This is a genomic window from Terriglobia bacterium (assembly GCA_020073495.1).
GTDB lineage: Bacteria > Acidobacteriota > Terriglobia > Terriglobales > Acidobacteriaceae > JAIQFD01.
Window position 1 is genome coordinate 61,292 of the sequence record JAIQFD010000008.1, and the last position, 18,202, is coordinate 79,493.

The 18,202-nt window shown below is 64.0% G+C and carries 14 protein-coding genes; 3 read left to right on the top strand and 11 right to left on the bottom strand.

From position 1 onward, the window contains the following. Nucleotides 1-289 precede the first annotated feature (289 nt). Together LAN37_16515 and LAN37_16520 are read right to left on the bottom strand one after the other, a co-directional pair. Nucleotides 290-1,267, bottom strand: coding sequence for a curli production assembly protein CsgG (locus tag LAN37_16515; GenBank protein MBZ5648814.1), 978 nt, complete (start codon nucleotides 1,265-1,267; stop codon nucleotides 290-292). A 137-nt stretch (nucleotides 1,268-1,404) separates the two neighbouring features. After that, complete coding sequence (locus tag LAN37_16520) at nucleotides 1,405-2,472, bottom strand: 6-phosphofructokinase (protein MBZ5648815.1); 1,068 nt, start codon at nucleotides 2,470-2,472, stop codon at nucleotides 1,405-1,407. A gap of 146 nt (nucleotides 2,473-2,618) precedes the next feature. Here LAN37_16520 and LAN37_16525 point away from each other — a divergent pair, with 146 nt between their 5' ends. Further along, nucleotides 2,619-4,940: an AMP-binding protein gene (locus tag LAN37_16525; GenBank protein MBZ5648816.1), complete on the top strand. Its 2,322-nt coding sequence runs from the start codon at nucleotides 2,619-2,621 to the stop codon at nucleotides 4,938-4,940. A gap of 91 nt (nucleotides 4,941-5,031) precedes the next feature. Here LAN37_16525 and LAN37_16530 read toward each other — a convergent pair whose 3' ends face one another. From LAN37_16530 to LAN37_16550, 5 genes are all read right to left on the bottom strand, one after another. Next, complete coding sequence (locus LAN37_16530; protein MBZ5648817.1) at nucleotides 5,032-7,407, bottom strand: DNA translocase FtsK; 2,376 nt, start codon at nucleotides 7,405-7,407, stop codon at nucleotides 5,032-5,034. Between the two features lie 144 nt (nucleotides 7,408-7,551). Continuing rightward, on the bottom strand, nucleotides 7,552-8,439 hold the full coding sequence (locus LAN37_16535; GenBank protein MBZ5648818.1) for an undecaprenyl-diphosphate phosphatase: 888 nt from the start codon (nucleotides 8,437-8,439) through the stop codon (nucleotides 7,552-7,554). Between the two features lie 24 nt (nucleotides 8,440-8,463). Continuing rightward, nucleotides 8,464-9,402 (bottom strand): hypothetical protein, encoded by a 939-nt coding sequence (locus LAN37_16540; protein ID MBZ5648819.1) that lies wholly within the window; start codon nucleotides 9,400-9,402, stop codon nucleotides 8,464-8,466. 24 nt (nucleotides 9,403-9,426) lie between these two features. Then, nucleotides 9,427-10,407: a threonine/serine dehydratase gene (locus LAN37_16545; protein MBZ5648820.1), complete on the bottom strand. Its 981-nt coding sequence runs from the start codon at nucleotides 10,405-10,407 to the stop codon at nucleotides 9,427-9,429. 82 nt (nucleotides 10,408-10,489) lie between these two features. After that, nucleotides 10,490-12,160 carry a ribonuclease J gene (locus LAN37_16550; GenBank protein ID MBZ5648821.1) on the bottom strand — a complete coding sequence of 557 codons (1,671 nt, stop codon included), beginning with the start codon at nucleotides 12,158-12,160 and terminating at the stop codon, nucleotides 10,490-10,492. 103 nt (nucleotides 12,161-12,263) lie between these two features. Between LAN37_16550 and LAN37_16555 the strand changes: the two genes are divergently transcribed. Beyond that, nucleotides 12,264-12,980: an EcsC family protein gene (locus tag LAN37_16555; protein ID MBZ5648822.1), complete on the top strand. Its 717-nt coding sequence runs from the start codon at nucleotides 12,264-12,266 to the stop codon at nucleotides 12,978-12,980. Between the two features lie 62 nt (nucleotides 12,981-13,042). Here the strand turns inward: LAN37_16555 and LAN37_16560 are convergent, their stop codons facing one another. From LAN37_16560 to LAN37_16575, 4 genes are all read right to left on the bottom strand, one after another. Next, nucleotides 13,043-14,410: a cation:dicarboxylase symporter family transporter gene (locus LAN37_16560; GenBank protein ID MBZ5648823.1), complete on the bottom strand. Its 1,368-nt coding sequence runs from the start codon at nucleotides 14,408-14,410 to the stop codon at nucleotides 13,043-13,045. Between the two features lie 64 nt (nucleotides 14,411-14,474). After that, complete coding sequence (locus LAN37_16565; protein ID MBZ5648824.1) at nucleotides 14,475-15,311, bottom strand: 2,3,4,5-tetrahydropyridine-2,6-dicarboxylate N-succinyltransferase; 837 nt, start codon at nucleotides 15,309-15,311, stop codon at nucleotides 14,475-14,477. A gap of 135 nt (nucleotides 15,312-15,446) precedes the next feature. Continuing rightward, on the bottom strand, nucleotides 15,447-16,349 hold the full coding sequence (gene dapA / locus LAN37_16570; protein ID MBZ5648825.1) for a 4-hydroxy-tetrahydrodipicolinate synthase: 903 nt from the start codon (nucleotides 16,347-16,349) through the stop codon (nucleotides 15,447-15,449). 107 nt (nucleotides 16,350-16,456) lie between these two features. Then, nucleotides 16,457-16,729: a hypothetical protein gene (locus LAN37_16575; GenBank protein MBZ5648826.1), complete on the bottom strand. Its 273-nt coding sequence runs from the start codon at nucleotides 16,727-16,729 to the stop codon at nucleotides 16,457-16,459. A gap of 401 nt (nucleotides 16,730-17,130) precedes the next feature. On the opposite strand from LAN37_16575, the gene LAN37_16580 reads away from it, so the two are divergent. Next, nucleotides 17,131-17,508, top strand: coding sequence for an iron-sulfur cluster assembly accessory protein (locus LAN37_16580; protein MBZ5648827.1), 378 nt, complete (start codon nucleotides 17,131-17,133; stop codon nucleotides 17,506-17,508). The last annotated feature ends 694 nt before the right edge of the window (nucleotides 17,509-18,202 follow it).

Below are 18,202 nucleotides of genomic sequence, written 5' to 3' on the forward strand. Positions count from 1 at the left end.
GTAGCGGCCCCATGCGCCGCCGAGCCGCCGGCATATCCGGCGGCCCTAAGCTCTTTGAAACGACATACCTCACATATTTCCGGTCCTAAGTCCTTTGTTTCGACATATCGAGGCAGGGGGGAGGGGGACTGAAATCTGTACCGGACCTCCTGATCCCCTTGATATCAAGCGCTAACCCCTTTATTTCGCCTGATGAGGGGGAGGGGGTAGAAAGAAAAGATAAGAGCGTGGCATCCGCGCAAAGGAAAAAGGCCGGCAGAAGCCGGCCTTTGCCATTCGTGCGCTGCGTTCACTGGGTCGTGGTCTTGGCCATGTCGCCGACCTTGAAGCCGGAGCCGCTGACGATTTTCGCCTCGGCCGAGTTGTCGTCGACCGTGGTGATCTGGATGACGCCGATCTTATCGCTCATGCGGCGCAGGATCTTGCCCGTCGCAGGGTCCTTGATCTCGCGGGTGACCCGCTCGACCGAGAGCTGATCGCCTGATTTCAGGCCCGACTTAGCGCCCACGTTCAACACGACGGTACTGCGATCCACGAACGCAACCAGGCCCTCGACCGTGATGGTGCGGGCCGACAGCTTTTCCGCGCCCTGGATGAGTCCGGAAGCCATCTGCTCGGTGGCGCCCTTGACGGCCTCGCCCAGGATGGTCTGCTGGAAATCGCTGGAGCCGAAGTCGACGGCGCCGCCGCCAAATCCGTGCCAGTTCCCACCGCCGCCCAGCATCGAGGTGCTCTCGCGCGAGGATTCACCCTTGCCGTCGGCCACCAGCAGGATCTCGGCGGTATCGATGTCCACGACGCGCGCGTCCACGGTGACGATAGCTTTCGATTTCTTGTGAGAGAAGCCGCCGATGCCGAAGCCGCCCCAGCCGCCTCCTCCACCCCCGACTTTGGTCTGCTTGTTGTCGTAGCCAAACTGCGTGATGCTGCCGAAGACCATGGCGTCAACGCCCAGGAGCTTGCCGATCTTCGCGGCGCTGGCCGGGTTGGCACGATCGCTGTTGGAGAAATTCTGCTCAGCCAGGATCTTGTCGAGCGCAGCGCGCTCGATGACGGAGTAGGTGCCGTCCTTGACCAGGTATTTGACCAGCAGGTCGCGGATGCCGCGGCCCACATCCACGTCGGTGCCGAAGATGCCGGCTACGGCCGATCGCACCGTCCCGTACTCAAAATCCATGATGGCTACACGCTTCCTGCGCTGTTCCGCTGCCTGCACCAGCAGGGATGCAAGCAACACCACCAGTGCCACCCTGAACACGTTCCTCATAACCACGCTCCTCATGGCCCACAACTTGGGGAAGAGTCATTGTACCTCCGCCTGTCAATCCGAGTGGTGTCACGCCGTGAAAACGAAAACGGCGGCGGGAGCAACCCGCCGCCAGAATATCGTGAAACGATAATACGTCAAGCCCCGACCTTTTCCAGCTTGTCGTGCAGGCCGAGCGCAACCTCCACCAGGTCCTGGTCCACGAAGCGGGTGCGAAGGATATCCTCGTTCAGCGGGACGCAGACGATCTGGGTGCCGCGCAGGGCCATCATCACGCCGAATTCCGAGCGGTGGATGGCGTCGATGGCCGCCATGCCGTAGCGGGTGGCGAGCACGCGGTCGAAGGCACTGGGCGAGCCACCGCGCTGGATGTGGCCGAGCACGACGGCGCGGGTCTCAAAGCCGGTGCGCTTCTCGATCTCGCGCGCCAGGATGTTGCCGATGCCACCCAGGCGCACGTGGCCGAATTCGTCCTTGCCCATCTCGGTCACCACCGGGGCGCCGTGGTTGGGGTCGACGTCGCTGATCAGCTTGGCGCCTTCGGCGACCACTACGATGCTGAACAGGCGGCCGCGTTCGTAACGCTTGCGGATGACCGCGGTGACGTCTTCGATATCGAACGGGCGCTCGGGGACGAGGATGACGTCAGCGCCGCCGGCCAGGCCGCTGTAGATGGCGATCCAGCCGGAGTCGCGTCCCATGACCTCGACCACCATGACGCGCGCGTGCGCCTCAGCGGTGGTGTGCACGCGGTCGATGGCGGAAGTCGCCACGTTGACGGCGGTGTCGAAGCCGAAGCAGAAGTCGGTGCCGGAAAGATCGTTGTCGATGGTCTTGGGCACGCCCACCACCTTCACGCCCATGGCGTTGAGCTTGGTGGCGATGCGCATGGTGTCGTCGCCGCCGATGGCGATGAGCGCATCCAGTTCGTGCTTCTTCAGGTTCTCCGCGCAGCGGTTCACGCCACCCTCATGCTTGTCGGGATTGGTGCGCGAGGTGCGCAGGATGGTCCCTCCGCGGGGCAGGATGCCGGCGACCTGGTCGAGCCCGAGCGGCATGGTCTTGTCTTCCAGCACGCCCCGCCAGCCCTCGAGGAAGCCAAGGAACTCGTCGCCGAAGTGAAAGATGCCCTTGCGGACCGCAGCGCGGATCACCGCGTTGAGTCCCGGGCAGTCGCCGCCGCCGGTGAGAATGCCGATCTTCATGCCACACTCCTACGAATCCAGATGAATGCCCAACTCCAGAGTATGACCGCCTGCGGCGCTATAAACGGTGACTCACATCACAATTCCGAGCTAAAATCGAACCCCGCGAGCCTCCGCAGGATGCTCAATTCTACTGCGGATTTCCTATGGCCGACCAATCGCCTCCGAATCGCGACCTTCCTCCCAGCCTGTGGCACAGCGGCATCGGGAGTATCTTCTTCACCCTCCTGGGCCGTGCGCTCGCGGTGCTGCCGTACTGGCTGCTGCGGTCGTTCCTGTGGATCCTGACGCACACGGTATACCGATTGCGGGTGGAAGGGCGGGAGAACATCCCGGCGAGCGGCGGTGCGCTCTTCGTCTGCAATCATCTCTCGTTCATCGACGGGATGCTGCTGACCGCGGCGACGCACCGTCAGGTGCGCTTCGTGATGTACAAGGGCATCTACGACCACCCGGTGGTGAACCCGTGGGCGCGGATGACGGGCGCCATCCCCATCTCGTCGGAACTGCGGCCGCGGGACATGATCCATTCGCTGCGCGAGGCCAGCCAGGCCATCCGCAATGGGGAGGTCGTCTGCATCTTCGCCGAGGGACAGATCACACGCATCGGGCGGATGTTACCGTTCCGGCGCGGCTTCGAGCGGGTGATCAAGGGCGTGGATGCACCCATCGTGCCGGTGCACCTGGATGGGGTGTGGGGCTCGATCTTCAGCTTCGACCGGGGGCGCTTCCTGTGGAAGATCCCGCGGCAGATTCCCTACGACGTGGGCATCAGCTTCGGCAAACCCATGCCGCCGGACTCGTCCGCCTTCGAGGTGCGGCAGGCAGTACAGGAGCTGGCAACCGAGGCCTACCGGCACCGCAAAAGGAACATGCGCACGCTGCCGCAGTCACTGGTGCGGGGCGCGCGCCGGCATCCGTTCCGCTTCCTGATGGCGGACATGAACACGCCACACGTCAGCTTCATGTCGGCGTTGATCAAGAGCATCTACCTGGCGCGGCGGCTGGGAAGAGTGTGGAACGGGCAGCGCTGCGTGGGCATCCTGCTGCCGCCGTCGGTGGGCGGCGCGCTCGTGAACTTCGCGGCTTCCCTGATGGGAAAGATCCCGGTCAACCTCAACTACACCACCTCGGAGAGCACGATCACGAAGTGCATGGAGCAGGCGGGAGTCACCACCGTGGTGACGGCGCGCGCGTTCCTGGAAAAAGTGCCGCTGAAACTGCCTGGCATGGTCCTGCTGGAGGAGGTCGCAGCCAAGCCAAAGCCGCACGAGAAGCTGATGGCGGCGCTGATCGGGTGGGTCTTCCCGGTACAGGCGATTGAGAAGACGCTGGGCGGGCTGAACCATTCGCCGGACCTCGACGACCTGGCCACGATCATCTTTTCCAGCGGCAGCACGGGCGAGCCCAAGGGGGTGATGCTGACCCACTTCAACATCGTCTCCAACATCGATGGCATGGGCCAGGTGTTCATGTTCAACAAGCACGACAGGGTGATGAGCATCCTGCCCCTGTTCCACGCCTTCGGTTACACGGTACTGCTATGGCTGCCGCCGGTGCTGGGCATTGGGACCGTCTACCATCCAAATCCGCTGGACGCGCGAGCGGTCGGCGAGCTGACGCTGAAGTACAAGTGCACGCTGCTGGTGGCCACGCCGACCTTCATGCAGACCTACATGCGCCGGTGCACTCCGGAGGAGTTCGGGTCGCTGGTGTACATGATCGTGGGCGCCGAGAAGCTGTCGTGCCGGCTGGCGCAGGCCTTCGAGGACCAGTTCGGCATCCGGCCGCTGGAAGGCTACGGCTGCACCGAGTGCGCGCCGGTGGTGGCGGTGAACTGCCGCGAGTACCGCGCGCCGGGGTTCCGGCAGGTGGGGGCCAAGCGCGGCAAGATCGGGCACCCGCTGCCCGGGGTAAGCGTGAAGATCGTCAATCCGGAGACGATGGAGCCGCTGCCGCTGGGCGAAGCCGGCCTGCTGCTGGTGCGCGGCCCCAACGTCATGCAGGGATATCTGAACCGGCCCGACAAGACCGCCGAGGTCATGCACGAAGGGTGGTACATCACCGGAGACATCGCGTCTCTGGACGAGGACGGCTTCCTGACCATGTCGGACCGGCTGAGCCGGTTCAGCAAGATCGGCGGCGAGATGGTGCCGCACCTGAAGATCGAGGAAACGCTGCACGAGATCGTCGAAGCCACGGAACAGACCTTCGCCGTGACCGCCGTGCCGGATGAAAAGAAAGGCGAACGGCTGGCGGTGCTGCACACCCTGCCGGAGGACAAGCTCAACTCGGTGCTGCGGCGCTTCTCCCAGGAAGATCTCCCGGCGCTGTGGAAGCCTCGTCCCAACCAGTTCTACCGCGTGGACTCGCTGCCCTACCTGGGCACGGGGAAGATCGACCTGGGACGCGTGCGGCAGATCGCGAAGGAGCGTGCGGGCGCGGTACTGGCGACCAGCGCGGACTAGAAGGATTTGACCGCAGAGATCGCAGAGCAAGCAGAGAAGTATCTTGCCATTCTTCTCTCAGCGTTCAATGCGTCCTCTGCGGTTCGATCTCTTATCTGAGGGATTGTTCCACTTCGCTCAGCCAGTCGGGGCGCTTGAGGACTTCGCGGGGCTTGGGGCCGTCAGCGGCGCCCACGATGCCGTCCCGCTCCATCAGGTCGATGAGGTGGGCGGCGCGGCCGTAGCCGATGCGCAGGCGCCGCTGCAGCAGGGAAGTCGAAGCCTTGCCGAACTCCAGCACCAGGCGCACGGCATCTTCGTAAAGCTCGTCGTTCTCTTCGTCGCCGCCTTCTCCGGCGCCGGGTGAGCCCGCCTCCGCCTTGCCGTTCTCGTCCTTGGGAGCTTCGAGGAATTTCTGCTCGTACTGCGCGGTGCCCTGCTGGCGCCAGAACTCGACCACCGCCGCGATCTCCTTCTCGGTGACGAGCGGGGCATGCAAGCGGTGCACGCGCGCCGAGCCCGAGGGCAGGTAGAGCATATCGCCGCGGCCGAGCAGCGATTCGGAGCCGTTGGCGTCCAGGATGGTGCGCGAGTCCACCTTAGTCGCTACGCGGAAGGAGATACGCGCGGGGAAGTTAGCTTTGATGAGGCCGGTGATGACGTCCACCGACGGGCGCTGCGTCGCCAGCACGAGGTGGATGCCGACGGCGCGCGCCATCTGCGCCAGGCGCGTGATGGATTCCTCGACGTTGTGCCCGTCGAGCATCATGAGATCCGCCAACTCGTCGATGATGATGATGATGTACGGCAGCGGGTGGTGATCGCCGTCCGCCTGCTCGAACAGGCTCGGGGTCTCGCCTTCGAATAATCTGTTGTACTGATCGATGTTGCGCACGCCCTTTTCCGCCAGCAGCTTCAGTCGCTTTTCCATCTCCCGCACCGCATTGCGCAGGGCGACAGCGGCTACCTTGGGCTCCGTAATGATGGGCGTGAACAGGTGCGGCACGCCTTCGTACACGCCCAGCTCCAGGCGCTTCGGGTCCACCAGGATCAGGCGCACCTGGTCGGGTGTCGCCTTGTACAGCATGGACATGATGAAGGCGTTGATGGCCACGCTCTTGCCCGATCCTGTCGAGCCGGCGATCAGCAAGTGCGGCATGGAGGCCAGGTCGGCGGTGACGATGCGGCCGTTGATGTCCTTGCCCATGGAGAGCGTCAGCTTGGATTTCGAGCCGGCGAATTCCTGCGCCTCGATGACCTCGCGCAGCCAGATGGTCTCGCGCTCGCGGTTCGGCACTTGGATGCCGACCGTGGACTTGCCCGGCATGCGCTCGATGAGGATGCTCTCGGCGCGCAGGCCGAGGCAGAGGTCGTCGCACAGGCTGGTGATCCGCGAGTACTTGATCCCGGCCTCGGGCTTGTACTCGTAGGTGGTCACGACCGGGCCGGGATTGATGTGCGTCACTGTCCCGCGCACGTCGAATTCGGCGCACTTCTCGGTCAGGACCTGCGCCAGGTTGCGCAGCTCCTCCTCGTCGATGGACTGCTGCCCCTCGGGACGATGCAGCAGGGAACTGGAAGGCAGCTTGTAGCCGCCGGAAACGCGCGGCAGCACGGTTTTGTTCTTCAGCGAGACGTCGGCGCGCATGCCGATGCCGGGGGCGTCGCCGGCAGCAGTTGCCGATGCCGGGAAAGGCGCGGGCGCGGACAGAGGCGCGGCGGCCGGAGTCGGCACCGACGCCTCCATGACCTTCTCGATTCCGGTCTTCTCCCTCTTCTCTTCGAGCGGCCTCTTGGCGGTGACCAGTTGGGTGGTGACCAGCGGCTTGGTCTTGGCAGTACGGCGCCGTTCCAGCTCCTGCTGGACCTTGGCCTTGGCGCGCAGCATGCGCCAATCCTGGAAGCGGTCCCAGGCGGCGAAGGCGAAGCGCGTCTCCAGCCAGATGCGCATCGCGCCGAAGCTGAAGGCGGTGGAGAGGTAGAGCGCGACCGCGATGATGGCCGCGCAGACGATGTATGCCCCGGTCAGGTTGAAGTAGTGGATGAGGGCATCGCCGACGATGCGTCCCAGCAGGCCCTCGATGGGCACCGCGTGCACCCAGCGCCAGTGCCAGGGCAGAAGCGCCAGCATTCCGGGCACAAAGATCAGCAGGGCCAGCGCGCCGGCAAACTTCGCTCCGGGTGAGCTCACCGTGCGCGACTTGAACCAACGCGCTCCCAGCATGCCCAGCATCACCGGCAGCAGGAAGATCCCGATGCCGAAGCCTTGCAGCAGCAGGTCGCTGGTGACGGCGCCGAACAGGCCGATCCAATTGCGCGCCGGGCTTGACGTGGGCGTAGGCGCAGCCGTGTTTATGGAGCGGTCGAGCGGAGAATAGGACGCGAGCGCGAGGAAAAGGAGGATCGCGGAGACGAACAGCAGAAACCCGATCAGCTCATTGAGCCGCCGGTTGCCGGTGGGCGTGAATAGCCGAGTAAAGAACTTCATTTAGGCGTATTCGTCCTCAACAAAGACAAAAGTGTCTTATCGCTGTTGAGAATCCACGAAGTACGCCAGAGCCAGGCTGATTATGGCAGAAACTGTCTGTAAGACAAGCAGTTTTTGGCCGGGAAGATCAGGAAGTTAAGCCCGTTATCCGCGCAGGGCCCAGACCAGGACGGCTGCGCCGACGATCAGGCGATACACCGCGAACGGCACGAACCCGCGGGTGCGTACCCAGTTCATAAACCAGGCGACCACACCGTAGGCGACCACGAACGAAACCACGAAGCCGATGCCCAGCAACACCCATCCGTGTTGGTCTATCCCCAGGGAACCCAGCGGGTTGGCGCCGCCATGCCGGAGCGATTTATACAGGTCATAGAGCGTGGCCGCTACCATGGTCGGAATGGAGAGGAAGAAGGAGAACTCCAACGCCGCGGGCCGGTTCATTCCCGTCAACTGTCCCGCGGCTATGGTGGACATGGAGCGCGAAGTGCCGGGGAAGACGGCGGAGAAGATCTGGCAGATGCCGATCCAGACGGCCTGCGGCAGGGTCATGTCCTCGACGCGGCTGGTCGGCTTGTTGAAGGCGAGGAAGTCGGCGCCGCGGTTGTCGAGCGCTCCGTAGGCGTTGTCCACCACCCACATCACCACTCCGCCGACCACCAGGGACATGCCCATCACAAACAGGCTCTCGAGGTGCTTGCCGATGATCTTGGTCATCAGCAGCGCGGGCCCCGCGGTGAAGACGAAGGCGATCATGGTCAGCCCGACCGGGTGGGTCAGCGCGTTGCGGTCGCCGCGCTCGCCTCGCGGGAAATTGGAGAGAAACTTGGCAATGCGGGAGCGGAAATAAAACGGCAGGCACAGAATGGCGCCGAGCTGGATGACGATGGTGAACATCTTCCAGTAGCCGTCCTTGAGGCTGATGTGCATCAGCGCCTCGGCGATGCGCAGGTGCGCCGTCGAACTGACGGGAAGAAATTCGGTTAGGCCTTCGATGACACCCAGGATTATGGATAGGACGTAGTCGTTCAATCTCCCCCCACTGGCTCCGTCTCGCTACTCGACCGCGGGCCCGTACGTGTTCACGCCCTGCTCGACCAGGAAGGCGAGCCGCTGGGCGCGCGCCGCCCAATCGGTCTGCGGATATGCCGAGATCAGGTGTTGCGACAAACTTATTGCGCGCTGCTTGGCTCCGGCGGATTTTCCGCCCTCATTGCCGCTCTTGTAGAGCTCGATCAGCGCGGCCTGCCGCCAGGCGGCGTTGTACAGCGCTTCCGCCGCGGCGGGCGACTGCGGGTGCTGGGCGGCGTATTTCTCGTAAAACTCGGACTCTTTCTCAGGGCATTTGGGCAGGCCCTCCCAATCGCGGCAGAGCTTCACGTCGATGAGACGGTATTCCGCAAGGTCCGCCCACTTCGTCCCACGGAACTTCTTGGTGACCATTTTCATCAGCGAATCGTCGAGCTCCGCGGTCGTACCCATCCCGATCTGGTCGGCAGGGCGCCGGAAGAACTTGTCGGAAAAATCGAGCTGCCACTGAACATCGGCGGCGCGGTAGAGCGCTTCTCCGGCCAGCGGCGATTGGGGGAACAGGTCGTAGACGGCATAGTAGAGGCGCAGCGCGTCCCGATCGGCGCCCTTGCGTCCGTGGGACTTGCTCGCCTCAGCCTCGGAGTCCAACGCTTCTCCGAAGATGATGCGGTCGCCGTTGGGAGTATCCGTGAACACCACGCCTTTGGCGATCATCCAGCCGCTTACCTCGCGTCCTCCCTTGAGAGTTGGCATCACGTGGATCCAGCCCGACGGCGCACCTCCGGGAACGGTCGTCAGCTCGCGGCCGCGCTCCATCTCGACCAGCTTCGCTGAGGACGTGTCCGGCGAAAGATAGACGATGGCGGGCCGGATGTTGAATCCGCGATTGGCGTTCCCGGCGGCGCAGGTCGCGGCGCAGAGCGCAAGAATGACGGCGGGGATTTTCCAAGGTCCGGGGAACATAAAAACAGGATTCTACACTGCCGCTCAGCGGTGCGCCGGGACGGCGGCTCCCTTCAGCACGTCGGCGAGCAGTTCGGGCTCCACGTTGCCGCCGCTGATCACGGCCACTGTGCGGCGCACCCTCGGGAGCTCTTGCGCGCGGAAGAGAAAGGCCGCGAAGGTCACCGCGCCGCTGGGTTCCGCTACCAGGTGGGCGCTGAGCGCGAGGCGGCGCATGGCCTCGCGGATCTCGTCCTCGCTCACGGTGATGATGTCGTCCACGTAGCGGCGCACGTGCTCGAAATTTATGGCGCCCAGGCTCTGCGTGCGCAGTCCGTCGCAAATGGTGCGCGTGGTCTTCTCCGCAGACCAGGTGACGAGGTGGCCGGTGCGCAGACTCTCCTGGGCGTCTGCCGAGAGCTCGGGCTCGCAACCGATGACTTTTACTTCCGGTCGGCTGAGCTTGATCGCCGTGGCGATGCCGCTGAGCAGCCCGCCTCCGCTGACAGGAGAGAGGACGCATTCGACGTCGGGGAGGTCTTCCAGGATCTCGAGACCCGCGGTGCCCTGGCCGGCGATGATCTGCTCGTCGTTGTAAGGCGGAATGATGGCGTAGCCGTGCAGTGCGGCGAGCTCCTCCGCTTTCGCTTGGCGCTCGGAACTCGCCGGGCCGACGAAGACGATCTCGGCGCCAAGAGTCCTGGTGGCTTCGACCTTGGTTTTCGGCGTGTTGGCGGGCATCACGACGACGGCCTTGATACCCACGGCGCGCGCTGCGTAAGCCACGCCCTGCGCGTGATTGCCGCTGGAGTAGGTGATGACGCCGCGCCGGCGCTCCTGCTCGGGCAAAGAAGCGATCTTGTTGTAGGCGCCGCGGATCTTGAAGGCCCCGATGGGCTGGAGGTTTTCGGGCTTGAAGTAGAGCTGGCGGTCCGCATCGCCGTGCGGGCAGGGGATCAGCGGCGTGTGTAGAGCGACGCCCTTGATCCGCTGTTGCGCCTGCTTGATTTCCTCGAGTGTGACCATTGAACGATTCTACCTTCAAGGTCCGGGCACGCCCCAGCACCTGAGGACGAGGAACCAGAAACGAGGAACTAGAAACTAGAAACTAGATCTCCAGGATCACCGGCATGATCAGGGGGCGGCGCTGCGTGTTCTTGACGATGTAGCGCTTGAGGTCGGCGCGGATCTTTTCCTTGATGACGCCGTAGTCGCCCTTCTCTTCCTCACTGGACTCGTCCAGCGTCTTCAGGATGACGTTGCGCGCCTCGACCAGGAAGCCGTTCTCCGCTCCCGCGGCGGCAAAGCCGCGCATCACGATCTCCGGCGTACGCTCGACTCTGCCGGTCTGCTTGTTGATGGCGATGATGGGCAACACGATGCCGTCCTCGCTTAGAGCGCGGCGGTCCTTCATGACCAGGTCCTCGACCACGTCGCCCATGGAGCCGGAATCGATGCACACCCGGCCCACCGTCGTCTTGCCCGCCTTGCGCGCCCCCAGCTCGTCGAATTCCAGGATCTCGCCCGACTCCAGCAGCAGGACGTTGCCCACCGCGCCGTGCATGGAGGCGGCCAGCTCCCCGTGGCGCTTCAGTTGCCGGTACTCGCCGTGGATGGGGATGAAATACTTCGGCTTCACCAGGTTGATGATGAGCTTGAGCTCTTCCTGGCTGGCGTGTCCGCTGACGTGGACCGGAGGGTAGGTGCCGTCTTCGTACACCACCAGCGCCTCGCGGCGGAAGAGGTGGTCGATCATCCGGTAGATGCTTTTCTCGTTGCCGGGGATGATGCGCGAAGAGAGCACGACCGTGTCGCCGCGCTCGATCTTGGCGTGCTTGTGATTGTCCACCGCGGCGCGCGAGAGGGCCGACATGGGCTCGCCTTGCGTGCCGCTGATGAGCACGCAGACCTTGTCCGGCGCGAAGTCCTTGACCTGTCCGGCATGGATCAGGGTGCCGTCGGGGATATCGAGGTAGCCAAGGTCCATGGCGATCTCGGCCGATTCATTCATGGAGCGGCCGATCAGCGCCACTTTCCGCCCGTGCTCCACCGCCATCTCGATGGCCACCTTGATGCGGTGGATGGAGGACGAGAAACAGGAGATGAACAGCCGCCGGTCGGCGCGCAGGTACACTTCGTCGAATTTGCGCCGCACCGCGCGCTCGCTCGGCGTGTAGCCCGGGCGCTCGACGTTGGTGGAATCCTGGAAGAGCGCCAGCACGCCGGCCTTGCCGTATTCCGCGAAGGTGTGCAGGTCGAACAGGCGGTTGTCGGTGGGAGTGGGATCGACTTTGAAGTCGCCCGTGTGGATGATCACGCCCAGCGGCGTATGGATGGCCAGCGCCACGCAATCCACCAGGCTGTGCGTTACCTGGATGGGATTGATGGTGAAGGGACCGATGGTGAAGCGGTCGCCGGGCCGGATGTCTTCGAGAAAGGCGTTCTCGAGCAGCCCATGTTCCTCGAGCTTGTTCTCCACGTAGGCCAGCGTGAACTCGGTGCCGTAGATGGGGACGTTCAGCTCGTTGAGGATCCAGGGCAGCGCGCCGATGTGGTCCTCGTGGCCGTGGGTGAGCACGATCGCGCGCACCTTGTCCCGGTTCTCCAGCAGGTAGGTGATGTCGGGGACGACGATGTCCACGCCCAGCAGCTCGGCCTCGGGGAACATCAGCCCGGCGTCGATGACGATGATGTCATCGCCCCAGCGCACGGCCATGCAGTTCATCCCGAACTCGCCCAGGCCGCCCAGCGGCACGATATGGAGTTTTCCGGCAGGCATCGCTAAAACACTGATGCTAGCACACTGGCTCTGTCGCCATCGGGCCATCTGGCGATCCGGCCGTATGGCCGAGTACTTTCTCCTCGCTCGGCTCGAGGACGCGATGGCCCGATCGCTCGTTGCGAAAAGCGGTACACTGAAGCGGATGTCGTCCCCAGGGTGGCTTTCCCGGCGCTTCGAAAGCGTGATCCGCGGCAGCCTGACGCGCGCATACGAGACCGTGCGCGTGGATCCGGCGCATTTCCTGTTCCAACTCCAGGGAGCGCATGGGCTCCCCATTTCCACGTTTCGCGGCATGGCGACGCTTCCCATCGAGACCGTGGATGAGGTCGCCGAGCACACCATTCGCGCCGGCATGAAGATCGCGGCGGTGGAGGGCGCGGGCCTGGGTCTGGGCGGGATCCTCACCGTCGTCCCCGACATGGGGATCCTGGCCGCTATCACGCTGCGCACGGTGCAGAAGCTGAGCTTGATCTACGGCTTCGAATTCAACACCGATGACGAAGTCGCCGAGCTGTGGGTGGCCATGGCGAGCGCCGCCGGGGTGGACATCAGCCGGGAACTGGTCGAAAAGGAGATCGTCAACCGCTTCGTGCCGCGAGTGATCCGGCGCATCGCGACGCAAGCCAGCGCTGAGTTTGTGGAGAAGTGGACGGGGCGGCTTATCCCGCTGCTGAGCGCCGCCATCGGCGCCGGCCTCAACTATTACTTCGTGCGCGTTTGGGGGCAACGCGCCCGGGCGCATTTCCGCCAGAAGCACATGCGCCTGCGCCAGCAGGTGCTCTCCCCCGCCGAACCACTCCAGCTGCCGGCAAACTAAATCTCAGCGCGCGGTTCGCAGAGAATCTCAATAAACTCCTCTGCGATCTCTGCGGTTGATTCTTATTGTGCGGCGCCTTGCAGGACCGCGGGCGAGGGCTGCGCCTCGCCGAACTCGCCCTCCCAGCGCGCGATGACGGCGGTCGCCAGGCAGTTGCCGATCACGTTCACCGCGGTGCGCGCCATGTCCATGATGGGATCGATGCCCAGGAGCACGAAGATCGGCTCACTGGGCAGGCCGAAGGAGCTGGCAGTCGCCAGCAGGACGACGATCGCTGCGCGCGAGACTCCCGCCACGCCCTTGCTGGTCAGCATGAGCGTCAGCATGAGCACGATCTGTTGTCCGATCGACAGATGGATACCCGCCGCCTGGGCCACGAAGATCGACGCCAGCGACAGATAGAGCGTGCTGCCGTCGAGATTGAAGCTGTAGCCGGTGGGCATGACGAACGCCACGATCGGACGCGGCACGCCGAAGGCCTCCATGGCTTCCATGGCGCGAGGCAGCGCGGCTTCGGAGCTGGAGGTGGCGAAGGCGATCGAGGCGGGCTCCGTCACTGCCCGCACGAAGCGGCGGACCGGGATGCGCGCCAGCAGCGCGATGGGCAGCAACACCCCGCCGAGAAACACCACCAGCGAGACGTAGAGAGTGGCCAGCAGCTTGGCCAGATTCGCTAGGATGCCGATGCCCGTGTGCCCCACCGTGTAGGCGATCGCGCCGAAGATCCCGAAGGGCGCGAACAGCATCACGATGTTCGTGAACTTGAACATGACTTCCGACAGGCTCTCGGTGAACGCCAGCATCGGTTTGCGCTTGGCCTCGCTCACCATGGCCAGCGCGATCCCGAACAGGATCGAGAATACGACGACCTGCAATACCTGGTTGTCGGCAACGGACTTGGCGATGTTCTCGGGAAATACGTGGAGGATCGTCTCGGCGGCGGTCAGCTTGGTCTGAGGTAATTCGCTGCTGCCGGCGGTCGCGGGAAGTCGGGCTCCTACGCCCGCCTTGCTGATGTTGATGGCCGCCAGGCCGATGACCAGCGCGACCGTCGTCACCAGCTCGAAGTAAACGATCGCCTTGATGCCCATGCGCCCGACCTTCTTCAGGTCGGAATGGGCGGCGATGCCGCTCACCAGCGTCCCGAAGAGCAACGGCGCGATGATCACGCGGATCAGCCGGAGAAAGATCTGCCCCACGACCTTCAGCGCCTCCGAGTACTGCGGCAGATCGTAGCCCACCTCGGCGCCGGCGATCATGGCGACGAAGATCCAGGTGGTGAGCGAGCGTCGGAAGACCGCATACGCGAAGAGCCCGGCGATGGCCAGCCAGCGCGTTGTGGTCAGGACCGGGGCCGGGAAGTGGGCGAGGCTGGCCACGGCGGCGACGGAAACCAGCGCGAGCGCGATCGAGAGAGTGCGCGCTTTCATTTTCTCAGTGTCATCCCGAACGACTTTAGTCGTGAGGGACCTGCTTTTCTAGACTGGTTGCGGCTCACCGGAGCAGCTCTTCGAGCGAGATGCCGCGATCCGTCTTCTCGTCACGATACTTCACGATGACCGGCGTGTAGACCGAGAGTCCCCACTCGACGGCCTTGCCCTTCTGCACGGCGCGTGCGCCGGGCACCACCACGGCGCCTTCGGGGATCTCGAGCGGCTGGGTATCGGTGGCGCGATAGATCTCCCCGCGAACCAGATCGTAAACCGGAGTGGAACGGGTCAGGATCACGCCTGCGCCCAGCACGGCGCGCGCGCGCACCAGCGTGCCCTCGTAGACGCCGCAATTGCCTCCCACCAGCACCTGGTCCTCGATGATGACGGGCGCGGCGTTCACCGGCTCCAGCACGCCGCCGATCTGCGCCGCCGCGCTGATGTGCACCTGGCGGCCGACCTGGGCGCAGGACCCGACCAGCGCGTGCGAGTCGATCATGGTGGCTTCGTCCACGTAAGCGCCCACGTTGATGAACATCGGGGGCATGCACACCACGGTGGGGGCGATGTAGGCCCCGAGCCGCGCCGACGAGCCTCCAGGCACCACGCGAATGCCGTCCTTGACCCGGAAGCGGCGGGCGGGGAAGGTGTCCTTGTCCACGAACGTCAGGGACTTGGGGTCGCCCATCTCGGCCAGTTCGCCCAGGAGAAATCCGAGCAGGATGCCCTGCTTCACCCAGGCGTTCACCCGCCACTGGCCGTCTTTTTTCTCCGCCGCGCGGACTGTGCCGTGCGTCAGCGCCATGCGGAGGTCGCCAAAGACGCGGCGTGCGTCGGTGTCGCCGCGGGCGCCGGCCCCGAGCGCGAACAGCCGCTCGATCTCGGTCTGGAGATTTCCCATTTCGCGGCAGTATAGCTGAGGCGCAGAACCCGCCAAAACTCTTTCCCGGCGCTCGTCCCGCCGGCAATATCACGTCTGCGTCGCCCAAAATGCGAAGGCCGGGCATCTCGCCCGGCCTCGTTGACGGATCTCAGGCTAGCGCGCTGCGCCGACTCCCGCCAGCAAGCCCAATTCCGCGGCGATTTTCTCCAGCTTCGCCTTGGTCTCTTTCTTGACCGGGACCAATGGCAGGCGGTAGTTCTCGCCGATGCGGCCCATCATGGCCAGCACCGCCTTCACCGGCATGGGGTTCGATTCCAGGAAGTTGGCCTGCATCAACGGCAGGTAGCGGCGGTGCAGTTTGCGCGCTTTGTCCCAATCGCCGGCCAGGGCCGCGCGCGTCATTTCCGCCATCTCGCGCGGGATCTCGTTCGAGCAGACGGAGATGATGCCCACGCCCCCCAGCGAGATCACCGGCAGCGTGACCGCGTCGTCGCCGGAGAAAACCAGGAAGTTGTCGGGAACGGCGTTGAACACATCGGCGATCTGCGACATGTTGCCGCTGGCTTCCTTCACCGCGACGATGTTACGCAGTTGCGCCAGCCGCCCCAGAGTTGCCGGCTCCAGGTTCGCTCCTGTCCGGCCGGGCACGTTGTACAGCACCAGCGGTTTCTCGACGGCTTCGGCGATGGCCTTGAAGTGCTGGTACTGGCCTTCCTGGGTAGGCTTGTTGTAGTAGGGCGAAGCCGTGAGGATGGCGTCCACGCCGCGCATCCGGGCAACCTCTTTCGCTTTCTCCACCGCGTCGCGCGTCACGTTGGAGGTGGCGCCGGCGACGATCGGCACGCGCCCCTCGGCTACCTCGATCGTGACCTCGATCACGCGCAGCCACTCGTCATGGGAAAGCGTCGGCGTCTCGCCGGTCGTTCCGCAAGGCACCAGGAAGTCGATCTTGGACTCGACTTGCCAGGCGACCAGAGAGCGCAGGGCTGGCTCGTCCACGGCGCCGTCCGGCCGGAAGGGAGTAACGATAGCTGTACCACAACCGCGCAAGTTCATAGCGGCTCATTCTAATCACAAATGGGCCTGCTGTGACCGGGGAAACGCACACGAATGCCCCGGTGGGCATTCTCAGGACGGGGACGGTTCCAGGGCGGGCGAGCCGTTTACTGCATCAAGTTGAAGGCCTGCCAGACGAACAGCCCGGCCATCACCAGGATGAGGAGCCCGGAAGCCGCTCCGAACAGGCGCAGAAATGGCTGGATCTTGTTCATCCTGGCCAGCAGCTCGGTCTGTTCCTTCTGCATGTGCGACCCGGCTTCATCAAGGAACAGTTGATCGTCCTCGTGCATGGTGAGGGTGGAACGATAGATCATCAGGATCACCAGGATCCCGGTCACTACGCCCCAGATTATCGCCAGAATCGACAGCGGAGTCATCCGTCACCTCCCGGAGGTGTGCTGCCAGCCGGTCGCGCCTACTCGGCGACCCGGGAACCCGGGTCGCGGGTATGTGGGCCTGGCGGAATTATAGTCCCGCTTGGCAACTGGCAAGGGGATTTTGTCGCACCAACCAGGTGTCATCCCGAACCGGCTGGTAGCCTTGGGCTTCAGCCCAAGGTCTCCGGTGAGGGACCTGCTGTTCTTTGGACCAAAGCGGGTGCCCCACCGTTGGCGCGGGTGCCCCACCCTTGTCTCGCCCGCTGTTGGCGAGACAGGGTGGGATGATTGAACGGCTGCGACCAAGGGCCAGTCTCCGACATCTAACGTATTGCAAGTGCCCGATTTGAGGGCAGCCTTGTTATAATCTGGATGAGCGTATCCAGAAGGAGATCGAACCCATGGCAACCACCACCACCCCGAGCACCGGAACCCCGTCCACCGGTACCAAGTTCCCCGTATCCCTGACCCCGAGCGCTGTCGCCAAGGTAAAAGAGATCATGGCGCAGCAGAGCCCGGTTCCCGCAGGTCTGCGCATCGGCGTGGTCGGCGGCGGCTGCTCCGGCTTCTCCTACTCCATGTCCTTCGAGAACTCCGCCGGCATGATGGACAAGACCTTCGAGATCGACGGCGTGAAGGTGTTCGTGGACGCCACCAGCGCCATGTACCTGAACGGCTGCAACGTGGATTACGTCGAGACCCTGGAAGGCGCGGGCTTCAAGTTCGAGAACCCCAACGTCAAGAGCACCTGCGGCTGCGGCTCCTCCTTCAGCGTCTAAACGCTTAGATTTCCCAAAAGCCTCGTCCGTGGACGGGGCTTTTGCTTTTGCCTCACCACAGAGGCACAGAGCGCACAGTGAAATCCTTTTCACCGCCGAGCACGCCGAGATCGCCGAGGACGTTATGCCGACTACCGACGTCCGACGACTTTTACTTTTCAAATTACAAATCAGAAATCACAAATTCTGGCCATCCCGAGCGAGGACGTGAGTCCGAGTCGAGGGACCTGCTTTTCCGCCGCGGATTGACGCGGATGAACGCAGATCAAGAGAAACCACGGAGGCACGGAGACACGGAGGAATCACTTTTCCGTTCCTCCATCACCGTTTGTCCCTGTCATCCTGAGCGAGGGCGCATGCCCGAGCGAAGGATCTCGGGTGGGCTGCACGCCACGACGCGGTGGATCGGGTTCTCCCGCGAGCTCGTCCAGGACGATGCGGTGAGGAAGAGGCTCGAACGACACGCGCTTGCGTGGTAGCCCAGGGCTTCAGCCCTGGGTCGGGCTTCAGCCTGATATGGCGCTGGCAATCTGGAGGGCGCGGTAGCCCCGGGCTTCAGCCTGGGGTCGCACTTCAGTGCGATGCAAGAGCGCGGCGCGCTTGGTGTCAATGGCGTCGCGGACGATGGCGTCGGCGACCTGCATCAGGGCGCGTAGCCCACGGCTTCAGCCGTGGGTCAGGACTTCAGTCCTGA

Coding starts and splice junctions, on each gene's coding strand:
- LAN37_16530 (MBZ5648817.1), bottom strand. CDS start 7,407: ATGAAGTTCTTTACTCGGCTATTCACGCCCACCGGCAACCGGCGGCTC.
- LAN37_16515 (MBZ5648814.1), bottom strand. CDS start 1,267: ATGAGGAACGTGTTCAGGGTGGCACTGGTGGTGTTGCTTGCATCCCTG.
- LAN37_16545 (MBZ5648820.1), bottom strand. CDS start 10,407: ATGGTCACACTCGAGGAAATCAAGCAGGCGCAACAGCGGATCAAGGGC.
- dapA (MBZ5648825.1), bottom strand. CDS start 16,349: ATGAACTTGCGCGGTTGTGGTACAGCTATCGTTACTCCCTTCCGGCCG.
- LAN37_16575 (MBZ5648826.1), bottom strand. CDS start 16,729: ATGACTCCGCTGTCGATTCTGGCGATAATCTGGGGCGTAGTGACCGGG.
- LAN37_16550 (MBZ5648821.1), bottom strand. CDS start 12,160: ATGCCTGCCGGAAAACTCCATATCGTGCCGCTGGGCGGCCTGGGCGAG.
- LAN37_16565 (MBZ5648824.1), bottom strand. CDS start 15,311: ATGGGAAATCTCCAGACCGAGATCGAGCGGCTGTTCGCGCTCGGGGCC.
- LAN37_16560 (MBZ5648823.1), bottom strand. CDS start 14,410: ATGAAAGCGCGCACTCTCTCGATCGCGCTCGCGCTGGTTTCCGTCGCC.
- LAN37_16520 (MBZ5648815.1), bottom strand. CDS start 2,472: ATGAAGATCGGCATTCTCACCGGCGGCGGCGACTGCCCGGGACTCAAC.
- LAN37_16555 (MBZ5648822.1), top strand. CDS start 12,264: ATGGCCCGATCGCTCGTTGCGAAAAGCGGTACACTGAAGCGGATGTCG.
- LAN37_16525 (MBZ5648816.1), top strand. CDS start 2,619: ATGGCCGACCAATCGCCTCCGAATCGCGACCTTCCTCCCAGCCTGTGG.
- LAN37_16540 (MBZ5648819.1), bottom strand. CDS start 9,402: ATGTTCCCCGGACCTTGGAAAATCCCCGCCGTCATTCTTGCGCTCTGC.
- LAN37_16580 (MBZ5648827.1), top strand. CDS start 17,131: ATGGCAACCACCACCACCCCGAGCACCGGAACCCCGTCCACCGGTACC.